The sequence below is a fragment of the Allobosea rubneri genome (assembly GCF_032464875.1).
In the GTDB taxonomy this organism is placed as follows: domain Bacteria; phylum Pseudomonadota; class Alphaproteobacteria; order Rhizobiales; family Beijerinckiaceae; genus Allobosea; species Allobosea rubneri.
Genome location: NZ_JAWDID010000032.1, coordinates 1 through 10434, shown reverse-complemented (window position 1 = coordinate 10434; position 10434 = coordinate 1). Strand labels below are relative to the sequence as shown.

The window sequence follows — 10434 nt, the reverse complement described above, 5'->3', positions numbered from 1 at the left end:
ATATTGTTGTTATTGACGTCGAGCTGTGAGATCATAAAATTTAATACGAATAATATCGAATTCGTATCGTCGATCATTATTTCGGATTGGCTGATTTCATAGCGCGGAAGGTCCAGCCAAAAGTACCGACCTTAGTCGGCAGTCGGCGGCGGACTTTCGTACGCTTGAGATTGCGGTCGGAGCGGCTAGATTTCGCCGGGAGGAACCGCGCCTCGTGCATGCGGCGATGAGCGCCGCCCGGTGCGGACAGCCGCGAGGCGACCTCCAAGCCGAAGCTCAAGCACCGATTCCCGGGAGGGAGCGCAGGCTTTGGTGAACGCCCTTTATTATCTTGTTATTTCATACGAAATTGATCTTCACTGGCAGTGACCTGGCGCGCCCGGTCGGAGGGTACTCGGCCTGAATCCATGAGGATTGCGGATGAGCTCGCCTGCAGATGGAAAGCCCCGGCAAGGCCCCGACCTCGCCGCTTCGCCACCGGCTTCGAGCGCTCCGGCGCACTGGCCGGGGCTGGGCTTGCCCGCCGCCGTTTCGAGGCACTGGCGCGCGCTTAGCCTGGAACGGAAATTCCTGATTACCGCCGCGCTGGCGGTGGGCCTGTCGATGGCGACGCTTGGCTACTGGGTCGAGAAGCGCATCCGAGACGGCTGGGTCCAGGGGATGGCGGAGACAGGCGCGCTCTATTTGGAAGGCTTTCTCTCAAATCACGTGCAGCTTCTGGAGCACGCGAACCGGCTGACTCCGGAGAGCGAAGCGGAGATTGACGACCTGCTTTTCAAGACGAATCTTGGCAGTCGCGTCGCAATCATCAAGATCTGGGATACCAGCGGGAATCTCGTCTACAGCACGAACAAGTCGGACTCCCATCAGAAGATGCATCCCGACTACATTGCCAGAACTCTTTCTGGGAGTGTTGTGATAGATACAGATCCGGATGATGAGAAAGGTGAATTTAGATTATCTGACAATAGTAATAGACTTATAGAAATCTATGCTCCAATCTACAAAAGAAAGACAAAGGATATCATTGCGATCGGAGAATTTTATGAATTCGATACAAGAATTCAAAAAGAGCTTTATGAAATGGAGTTTACGACGTGGATGCTCATAGCATTCGTTACAATTGTTATTGTATTTCTGCTTTATTTGATCGCGAGCCGTATCAGCCGAACGATCGGCATGCAGCAGGACTTGCTGGAAGCGAACCTTGCACGTGCGGCAGCGCTGGCCAAGCGTAACAACGCCTTGCGTCGCGCCGCAGATCGCGCACGTCTCAATGCTTCAGCCTTGAATGAGACCTATCTGGCCAGCATCGGCGCGGATATCCATGACGGGCCGATCCAGATCCTGAGCCTGATGATGCTGAAGCTGCCTCGGGCCTCGGAGCAGGGCGAGCAGCCAGAGGAGCTTGCGAGAACGATCCGCCAGAACCTGGAGCCGTTGATCCAGAAAACTCTGGCCGAGTTGCGAAACCTGTCCGCCGGACTCGTGCTTCCGGAGGTCGAGCACCTGTCTCCCGCGGAGACCATCGACCTGGCGGTGACGAGACATGAGGAACACACCGGGACCCGAGTCGCGCGCGATCTCATGAACCTGCCCAAGCACGCCCCGCGTGCCATCCGGGTCTGCGCCTACCGCGTCATCCAGGAGGCGCTGAACAATTCCTACAAGCATGCGGGTGGACGCGGGCAACGTGTAACGGCCCGGGGCGACGGAAAGATGCTGGAGATCGCCGTGGCCGACAGCGGCGTGCAATCGTCATCGCAGCTCCACCGTCCGATGGGCAGCACCAAGCTCGGGCTGCGTGGCATGGAGAGCCGCGTCAAGGCGCTGCGCGGCAGCCTGGCGATCATCAGATTGCAGAATGGCGGAACCGAGATCCGCGCAAGCTTGCCGCTGCGCTCCTAGAGCCCTTCTCCGCCTCGTTGAAACGCGGGAAAGGCTCTAGTTCTCTACCATAGCATTTTCTTCACGCGTCCCGGTGCCGGCTTCGCTCGAAAATGCGCTGGAATTCAGGGCGGTGCTGGCTTGCTCGTTCTCGGTGAGGCGCCTGCAGCCTCGAGCGCCGCCGCATTCAGCCGCTGGGCAGCGATAACGACTTCCAGCCGATTGCGCGCGTTCAGCTTGTGCATGAGGTGGGTCATGTATCCTTTGACCGTCTTCTCGCTCAGCGAAAGCGCCCTGGCGATCTCCCTGTTCTGCTTGCCACAGAGGAGCAGCTTCACGATCTGGTCCTCACGGACGCTGAGGCGGGTGGCCTGGGCGGACTTCTTTTCCAGTGCCTTGCACTGCAGGGCGCCGATCACTTTGGCGGAGAAGCATGGGGTGATGTAGATTTCGCCGCGGCAGGTCGCTTCGATGGCCTCGATCAGATCCTCCGCCGTGCTGCCCTTGAGCACATAGCCCTTGGCGCCTGCCTCGAGAGCCTGAATCGCGTGATCCGTGCTGGTCGAAGCCGTGAAGACCACGATCTTCATCTCCGGCACGGCACGCGCAGCGTCCGCGATCGCCTGGAAGGCGTCACCGGGCATGTTCAGGTCGACGACCATTGCATCGGGGCGGTGTTTGACAGCAATCGCGCAGATGTCGCCCGCCTGTGATCCTGCCGATGCCAAGGAAAATCCAGGCTTTCTTTGCATCAGCGCGACGATTCCTTCCATCAGGAGAGGGTGGTCGTCAACGACTGCAATCGTTATCCGTTCCATAGACCCTCTCGCTGCAAAGTATCGTCACATTCTTCTTGGGATCGTTCGGCTCAGGCTACTCCAAGGCAAGCGGCGAGGCGGCCTTTAACAGCGAATTGCCTCGCGTTTCTGTTCGCACTGCACCTTACACCGCGAGGGTTGAACCGCGATGCGTTCACTGTGATTACCTCGCCTTGGTATCTTGCCATCGGTCAGGAACGATGCGGCCGGCCGATGCGGCGATCTGGATGCCCGGATCTCGCCGGCTGCCGTCCTGCCGCAGAGCCGGAACGCCCTGTCGAGACGCATCATGAGCGCGTGGTGGTTCTAAGCTGTGCGATGGGCGCAGCGGACAGGGCCAAGCGCTCGCGCATGCGGTCCACAAAGACTTTCCTCTCGCCGTCACGCGATCAGCGGAGGGTGAGGCCGGCGAGCACGTGCTCCTCCGCCAGTATCTCAAGCTGGCTCAGCGTCTCCTCGTCGCCGGGGAAACGCGAAACCCGCCTCCTCCAAGGTTGACCGGGCTCAGCTATTCGCCAGTCTGGGCCGCGGCCTGCGCCGTGCCTTCTGGAAGGATGTCATGAAGAAGCTGATCAACGATCCCCGCCAGGTTGTCCGCGAAATGCTGGAAGGGATCGTCGCCCTTCATCCCGGGCTCGCGCTGCTGGCGGAGTACGACGTCGTGCTGCGCAGCGACACGCCCGGACCGGCGCAGCGCAAGGTCGCGGTCATCTCCGGCGGTGGTGCCGGGCACGAGCCGGCCCATGCCGGCTATGTCGGCAGGGGCATGCTGCATGCGGCAGTGTCGGGCGATGTCTTCACCTCGCCGTCCGTCGATGCGGTGCTGGCCGCGATCCATGCCGTCGCAGGGCCTGCCGGTGCGCTTCTGGTCGTCAAGAACTACACCGGCGATCGGCTGAACTTCGGCCTTGCGGCCGAGCTTGCTCGCGCCGGCGGCATTCCCACCGAGATCGTCGTCGTCGCCGACGATGTCGCCCTGCGCGACACGGTCCCGGATGAGCGCCGTCGCGGCATTGCCGGCACCGTGATGATCCACAAGATCGTCGGTGCGCTCGCCGAAGCCGGCGAGGACCTGCAGAGGGTGGCCGCGGCAGGCCGTGCGGCCGCGGCGGTGACCGGCACCATGGGCGTCGCGCTCGGCGCCTGCACGATCCCGGCCGCCGGCACGCCGGGTTTCAGCCTCGGCGCGGACGAGATCGAGCTCGGCCTCGGCATTCACGGCGAGGCCGGCATCGCCCGCCAGAAGATCGCACCGGCCGACGCCATCACCGACCGGCTGCTGGACACGATCCTCGCCGATCGCGGTTACGCTGCGGGCACGCCCGTCGCCCTGCTGGTCAACAATCTCGGCGGCACCACGACGATGGAACTCGCGGTCGTTGCCAGGCGCGCGCTCGCCCGGTTGCGCGAGCGCGGGCTGGTCGTGGGCCGAGCCTGGGCCGGCACCTTGCTGAGCGCGCTCGAAATGCCGGGCTGCTCGCTTTCTGTGATGGCGCTGGACGATGCCCGCCTTGCCCTGCTCGACGAACCGACACAGGCCCCGGCCTGGGCCGGGCCCGGCATCGTGCCGACGAGTGCAACCATCGTCTCGGCTGGTGAGCCACCCCCGGAAAGCGAGGCCGTGGTGTCGGCGGACGCTCTCGGCGCGACCGTCAGGCACGCCGCGCTTGCCGCGGCGGTTGCGCTGGAAGCCGCCGAACCGCTGCTCACCGAGCTCGACAGCCGCGCCGGCGACGGCGATCTCGGCATCAGCATGAGGCGGGCCGCGGATGCAATCCGGGCAAGCTGTGCCGCGAGCCATTCGGCCGATGCGGCATCGGTCCTGGCCTTGCTGGCCGGCGCCCTGCGACGCGCCATCGGTGGCAGTTCCGGACCCTTCTATGCCGTGGGACTGCTGCGCGCCGCGCGGCAACTCACAAGGGAGGCGGAGAGCGATCTGAAGAGCTGGAGCGCGGCCTTCTCGGCCGGCGTCGCCGCCGTTTCGGAACTTGGCGGCGCCAAGGGCGGAGACCGGACCATGCTCGATGCCTTGCTTCCGGCTGCCGAGGCCTTGGCGGCTGCGGCACGGCGCGATCTCACTGCGAGTGCGGCCTGGGCTGAAGCCGCCGAAGCGGCGCGGATCGGTGCCGAGGCGACCGCTGGGATGAAGCCGAGGCTCGGCCGTGCGAGCTACCTTGGCGATCGTGCCCTTGGCGCGCCCGATGGCGGCGCCGTCGCGGTTTCAGTGTGGCTCGGCGCGATCGCCGACCGGTCCGCGTCGAGAGTCGAGTGACCGCGTAGCGAAACGCCGCCCGCGGGCCGAGCCCGAGTTCTGGCAGCGCCGCGTGTATCCGGGCGGTCCCGATCCTTGTTGCGGCGAGGGAACGGGACGACCGGGTTTATAGGCTGCCCTGCCGGCAGGGGGCGCCCTCTCGATCAGCCGGCCTGGCCGCTCTCCGCATCGACCGGCGCCTGTCCGGGGCTGGCGGTGCGTGGCGCCTGCGCCTTGCCCTTGCTGCCGCGCAGCATCTCCCAGCTATTGGGCTGGCTGACCGAGCGGCGCAGATAGGCGACGGTCGCCGTGGCCTCGGCCGGGCTCATATCCTGGCGGGCGATCTGTTCGGCATCCGCGAAGCGTCCCTGCAGGCCGAGCACGAGGACGAGGTTCTGGCGCACGCGGGCATCGCTGCCGGGCGCGGCGGCAGCCTCGCGCAGCACGCGCTCGGCCTCGGGCAGGCGCTTCGACAAGGCGAGCGACAGGCCGAGATTGGACATCACCGTCGGCTCGTTCGGCGCCAGCCTGAGCGCGGTCTGGTAGATCTGCTGGGCGCGGTCGTGCTCGCCGAGCTGGTCGGCGACGGTGCCCTGCGCCGAGAGCACCCGCCAGTCCGGTTTCTCCGGCGTATGGGCCCGGCTCAGCACGTCGTCGGCCTCCTTCAGGCGGCCGTTATCGGCAAGCGAGCGGCCATAGGCGCCGAGCAGCTCGAGGTCGTTGGTATGGACCAGCACAGCGCCCTGCAGGATGGCGAGCGCCTGGGCGTTCTTGTCGAGCGCCCGCAGGGCCCTTGCGTAGAAAAAGGCGGCGTTGCGGTCCTTGGGATTGGCCTCGTAGCGCTTGGCCCATTGCGCTTCCTCGGCACGCCACTGCTCCGGCCCGCGCGGCTGACTGGCGCTGCTGCCGATCGAGCCGGTGACGTCGCCGGGGCCGCTGCGCATCTGGCAGGCGCCGAGGGCGAGGCAGGCGAGCGAAACCGCGGCGAAACGGCGGATGCGGGAGGATATCATAGGCTTGGACATCGGCCGGACTGCCTCGCCGGTTACGGAAAACTGTTGCCTGCGGTGATAAAACGTTAACCCTAACGGACTGTTAACCAGCCGGATTCGCGTGGCTCACAAGGGCCGCCATGGTCCCCTTGCGAGAGGTTTTCTGCCCGTGCACGCCCTGCTCCAGCCCGCCGGCTCGCCTGCCATTCCCGTCCATTGCGTCGCCGCCGGCGGCTGGCCGGAGCTCAGGGCGGGGCTGGCGCCGCTGGCGCGTGCTTTCGCCCAGGCGCAGGGCTTCGAGGCCCGCCCCGGCCAGCATGTCCTGCTGCCGGACGCGAACGGAGCCCTCGCGGCGGTGCTGCTCGGCGTCGAGCCCGCGACGGTCCGGCGGCGCGATCCCTTCGCGCCCGGCCGTCTCGCCGCGCTGCTCCCGGCCGGCGGCTATGCGCTGTCGGGCGAGATCGGCGAGCCCGGCCTCGCAGCGCTCGGCTGGCTGCTGTCGGCCTATCGCTTCGAGCGCTACCGCAAGCCGAAGCCGGCGACGGCGCGGCTCGTCCTGCCGGCCGGCGTCGACGGCGAGGAATTGACCAACCTCGCCGAATCGACCGCGCTCGCCCGCGATCTCGTCAACACGCCCGCGAACGATCTCGGCCCAGCCGAGATCGAGGCGGCGGTGCGGGCGCTCGGCGCGGCCTTCGGCGCCGACGTTACCAGCATCGTCGGCGACGATCTCCTCGCCGCCAATTTCCCGATGATCCATGCGGTCGGCCGTGCCTCGCCGCGGGCACCGCGGCTGATCGAACTGCGCTGGGGCGAAGAGGGCGATCCCCGCCTGACCCTGGTCGGCAAGGGCGTCGCCTTCGATACCGGGGGGCTCAATCTCAAGCCCGATGCCAGCATGCTCCTGATGAAGAAGGACATGGGCGGCGCGGCCGCCGCGATCGCCGCGGCGCGGATGATCATGCAGGCGAAGCTGCGGGTCAGGTTGCGCCTGTTGGTGCCGGCGGTGGAGAACGCGGTGTCCGGCTCGGCCTTCCGGCCGGGCGATGTGCTGCCGAGCCGCAAGGGGCTGAAGGTCGAGATCGGCAACACCGATGCCGAGGGACGCCTGATCCTCGCCGACGCGCTGGCGCTGGCCGATGAGGAAGCCCCGGAGCTGCTGATCGACTACGCCACGCTGACAGGCGCCGCCCGTGTCGCACTCGGCCCCGATTTGCCGCCCTTCTACACCCATGACGAGGGCCTGGCGGCCGAGATCGCACGGCTCGGCATGGCGGTGAACGACCCGGTCTGGCGGCTGCCGCTCTGGCCGGCCTATGACGCCCTGCTCGATTCCAAGGTGGCCGAGGTCAACCATATCTCGGGTGGCCCTTTCGCCGGCTCGGTCACGGCGGCGCTCTTCCTCAACCGCTTCGTCGAGAAGTCCGTCTCCTATGCCCATTTCGACATTTATGGCTGGAATCCCTCGGCCAAGCCCGGCCGGCCTGAGGGCGGTGAATGCCAGGGCGCCCGGCTGACCTATGCGCTCGCCCGGCAGCTCTACCCGGCGCGTTAAGCCTGTCTCGCGTCAGCGGTTGCGCCGCCCTGGCGCTGCGATAATGATACGGCCCCGTAACGATCGGGGGAACGAGCGCTCATGGCGCTGGAGATCAAACCGTCTCAGGCGCTCAAGCTCTGGCGCCAGGTCCATCTCGACCTGGTCCAGGATGCGCATTCCGATTTGTCGGTGCGCCAGACCGCGATCCTTCTGACGATCTATCTGGAGCTGCCGCCGCATACGGTGCGCGGCCTCGCCAGCCGGCTCGGCGTCACCAAGCCGGTGATCACCCGCGCGCTGGATTCGATGGGCAAGCTCGGCCTGGTGACGCGCCGCCGCGACGAGACCGACAAGCGCAATGTCGTGATCCAGCGCACGGTCGCGGGCGCGCTCGCCGTCGAGCACCTCGCCGATCTCGTGACGGCGCGGGCCCGCGAGCTCGGCCCGGCCTGATCCGGCATCTTCGCCCGTTAATCCGGCAGCGCTAGGCCCTTGTTTTATCGCATTTTCTTCACGCGAACCGGTGCCCACCTCGCTCGAAAATGCTCTACACTGGCGCCATGACAGAGATTCTCGACCGCCGCCTTACCCCTGCCCGGCCCGATCTCGCCGCCCGCCATCTCGATGGCCAGGTCGAGGCGCTGGCCTTTGCCGATCCCGTGCCGATGCGCGTCGTCACGCCCTTCGCGCCCTTGCGGCGCGAGCCGCGACCCGACGCTGCGCTGGATACCCAGGCGCTGGCCGGCGAGCAGGTCCGCGTCTACGAGCAGCATGAGGGCTGGGCCTGGTGCCAGCTCGTCGGAGATTCCTATGTCGGCTATCTCCCGGAGGACGCGCTCGCCGGCGATGCGGCAGTGCCGACCCATCGCGTCCGGGCGCTGCGAACCTTCGTCTACCCCGGCCCGTCGATCAAACTGCCGCCGCTTGAGGATCTCTCGCTCGGCGCCATGCTCGCCATCACCGGCGAAAGCGGCGAGTTCTTCGTCACCCAACGCGGCGGTCACGTCTTCAAGCAGCATCTCTGCACCCGTGACGTGCACGAGCCGGATTTCGTGGGGGTCGCCGAGCGCTTCCTCGAAGTGCCCTATCTCTGGGGCGGCAAGACCAGCCTCGGCCTCGATTGCTCGGCGCTGGTCCAGCTTGCGCTGGCGGCGGCCGGTATCGCCGCGCCGCGCGATTCCGACTTGCAGGAGAAGGGGCTCGGCCAGCCCGTTGCCTTCGACGAGGACCTAACCGGTCTGCAACGCGGCGATCTTGTCTTCTGGAAGGGCCATGTCGGGATCATGACAGATCCTGAGACCCTGCTGCACGCGACGGCGTTCTCGATGAGCGTGATCCGCGAGCCGCTGCGCCCGGCGCGCGATCGCATCCTCGCCCGCAATGGCGGACCGATCACCGCGATCAAGCGGCTGGGCTGACGCCGCCGGCGCGGCTCAATAGCCGCGCGCGGGATCGACGATGTGCTCGAGCGGCTCACCCGCCTCGAGCCGCCTGATCTGCGCCGCGACCTGGGCCGCGACGGTCTCCGGCGCCGACATCGCCGCGTTGTGCGGGGTCACCGTCACCGCGGGATGAGTCCAGAGCGGCGATTCCTGCGGCAGCGGCTCGGTCTCGAACACATCGAGCACCGCCGCCTTGAGCTCGCCGGCGGCCAGTGAGGCGAGGATATCGGCTTCGACCTGGAGCCCGCCGCGCCCGGCATTGATCAGCACCGGCCCGCCGAGGCGCCCGTCGCGCGCCAGCCCCGCGAACAGGGCGCGGTTCAGCATGCCGCGGGTCTCGGGCGTCAGCGGCACGAGGCAGACCAGGATGTCGGTGCGCGCCAGGAATTCGGCCATGCCGGCTTCACCGGAATAGGTCGGCACGCCTTCGATCACCTTCGGCGAGCGGCTCCAGCCGGCAACGTCGAAGCCGACGACGCGCAGCTTCGCGACCGCATCGAGCCCGAGCTCGCCCAGCCCCATCACGCCGACGCGGACCTCGCGCGCCGCCGGCTGGTTGCGGTCGTCCTCCCAGATTCCCGCGCGCTGCTGGGCCATGTAGCGCGGCAGCTGGCGCAGCTGCGACAGGCAGTGCAGCACGACATATTCGCTCATCCGCGTCGTCAGGTCGGGGTCGACGACCCGCGCGATCGGCACCTGCGGCAGCCGGGAATCGGCGAAGATGTGGTCGACACCGGCGCCGAGCGAGAAGATCGCGGCGAGGTTGGGCAGCCCGGCGAGGCTACCCTCGGGATGTTTCCAGCTCGCGACATAATGGACGGCGCGCCGGTCGAAAGGCTCGCCGAGCGTCACGATGGGCAGCTCCGGCAGCAGCGCGGCGAAACGCGCGCGCCAGTCCTCGACATGCCAGACGGTCATTGCCACCAACAGGCTCATGGCTGGGATGCCTCCGTAACGGGAATGATCAGGGGGCCGCGCTCCACCGGGCCATCGCCGAGCCGGTAGGCGGCGCGCAGCCGCGTCTGCGCCGCCGAGAAGCCGGCCTCGTCGCGGGCATGGACGATGCCGAGCGGCTGGTCGGGGCCGACCGTATCGCCGATGCCGGCGAGCTCGACGATGCCGACGGCGTGGTCGATCGTGTCCTGCGGCCGTGTCCGCCCGCCGCCGAGCGCGACCACGGCGAGGCCGACGCCGCGCGTGTCGATCTTTGTGACGATGCCGGCGCGTTCCGGCAGCACCGGCCGGACCAGAGGCGCCGCGGCGAGATGCGCCTGCGGCCGCTCCAGCAGATCGGCCGGCCCACCCAGCGCCACGACCATGCGGGCGAAGCGCTCGGCCGCCGCGCCGCTGGCGAAGGCGGTTTCGATCTTTGCCGTCGCCTCCTCGATGGTCGCGGCGAGCTTGCCGAGCAGCAGCATCTGGGCGGCGAGCGCGACCGTGACCTCATGGAAACGCGGCTCGCGCCGCCGGCCGGTCAGATGGTCGAGGGCATAGGCTGTCTTTTATA

General features: G+C 67.1%; 9 protein-coding genes. 5 read left to right on the top strand and 4 right to left on the bottom strand.

Annotated features, from left to right (window positions below; genetic code table 11):
* Nucleotides 1-420: 420 nt before the first annotated feature.
* Nucleotides 421-1908 (top strand): sensor histidine kinase, encoded by a 1488-nt coding sequence (locus RKE40_RS19085; RefSeq protein ID WP_316019805.1) that lies wholly within the window; start codon nucleotides 421-423, stop codon nucleotides 1906-1908.
* Nucleotides 1909-2012: 104 nt separating this feature from the next.
* Here RKE40_RS19085 and RKE40_RS19080 read toward each other — a convergent pair whose 3' ends face one another.
* Nucleotides 2013-2705, bottom strand: a complete 693-nt coding sequence (locus tag RKE40_RS19080) for a response regulator (RefSeq protein WP_316019804.1) — start codon at nucleotides 2703-2705, stop codon at nucleotides 2013-2015.
* A gap of 559 nt (nucleotides 2706-3264) precedes the next feature.
* On the opposite strand from RKE40_RS19080, the gene RKE40_RS19075 reads away from it, so the two are divergent.
* Nucleotides 3265-4977, top strand: coding sequence for a dihydroxyacetone kinase family protein (locus RKE40_RS19075; protein WP_316019803.1), 1713 nt, complete (start codon nucleotides 3265-3267; stop codon nucleotides 4975-4977).
* A gap of 143 nt (nucleotides 4978-5120) precedes the next feature.
* Here the strand turns inward: RKE40_RS19075 and RKE40_RS19070 are convergent, their stop codons facing one another.
* Nucleotides 5121-5981: a tetratricopeptide repeat protein gene (locus tag RKE40_RS19070; protein WP_316019802.1), complete on the bottom strand. Its 861-nt coding sequence runs from the start codon at nucleotides 5979-5981 to the stop codon at nucleotides 5121-5123.
* 136 nt (nucleotides 5982-6117) lie between these two features.
* On the opposite strand from RKE40_RS19070, the gene RKE40_RS19065 reads away from it, so the two are divergent.
* The 3 genes from RKE40_RS19065 to RKE40_RS19055 all read left to right on the top strand — a co-directional run bounded on the left by RKE40_RS19065 (nucleotide 6118) and on the right by RKE40_RS19055 (nucleotide 8903).
* The gene (locus RKE40_RS19065; protein WP_390893448.1) at nucleotides 6118-7503 is read left to right on the top strand and encodes a leucyl aminopeptidase family protein; all 1386 of its coding nucleotides are present in this window, start codon (nucleotides 6118-6120) and stop codon (nucleotides 7501-7503) included.
* A gap of 81 nt (nucleotides 7504-7584) precedes the next feature.
* Nucleotides 7585-7938 carry a MarR family transcriptional regulator gene (locus tag RKE40_RS19060; protein WP_066473420.1) on the top strand — a complete coding sequence of 118 codons (354 nt, stop codon included), beginning with the start codon at nucleotides 7585-7587 and terminating at the stop codon, nucleotides 7936-7938.
* A gap of 107 nt (nucleotides 7939-8045) precedes the next feature.
* Nucleotides 8046-8903, top strand: coding sequence for a C40 family peptidase (locus tag RKE40_RS19055; protein ID WP_316019801.1), 858 nt, complete (start codon nucleotides 8046-8048; stop codon nucleotides 8901-8903).
* 15 nt (nucleotides 8904-8918) lie between these two features.
* On the opposite strand, the gene RKE40_RS19050 is transcribed toward RKE40_RS19055, so the two are convergent.
* Together RKE40_RS19050 and RKE40_RS19045 are read right to left on the bottom strand one after the other, a co-directional pair.
* Nucleotides 8919-9863, bottom strand: a complete 945-nt coding sequence (locus tag RKE40_RS19050; protein ID WP_316019800.1) for a 2-hydroxyacid dehydrogenase — start codon at nucleotides 9861-9863, stop codon at nucleotides 8919-8921.
* Nucleotides 9860-10345: a hypothetical protein gene (locus RKE40_RS19045; protein ID WP_316019799.1), complete on the bottom strand. Its 486-nt coding sequence runs from the start codon at nucleotides 10343-10345 to the stop codon at nucleotides 9860-9862. The genes RKE40_RS19050 and RKE40_RS19045 overlap by 4 nt, the downstream gene beginning before the upstream one ends.
* Between the last annotated feature and the right edge of the window lie 89 nt (nucleotides 10346-10434).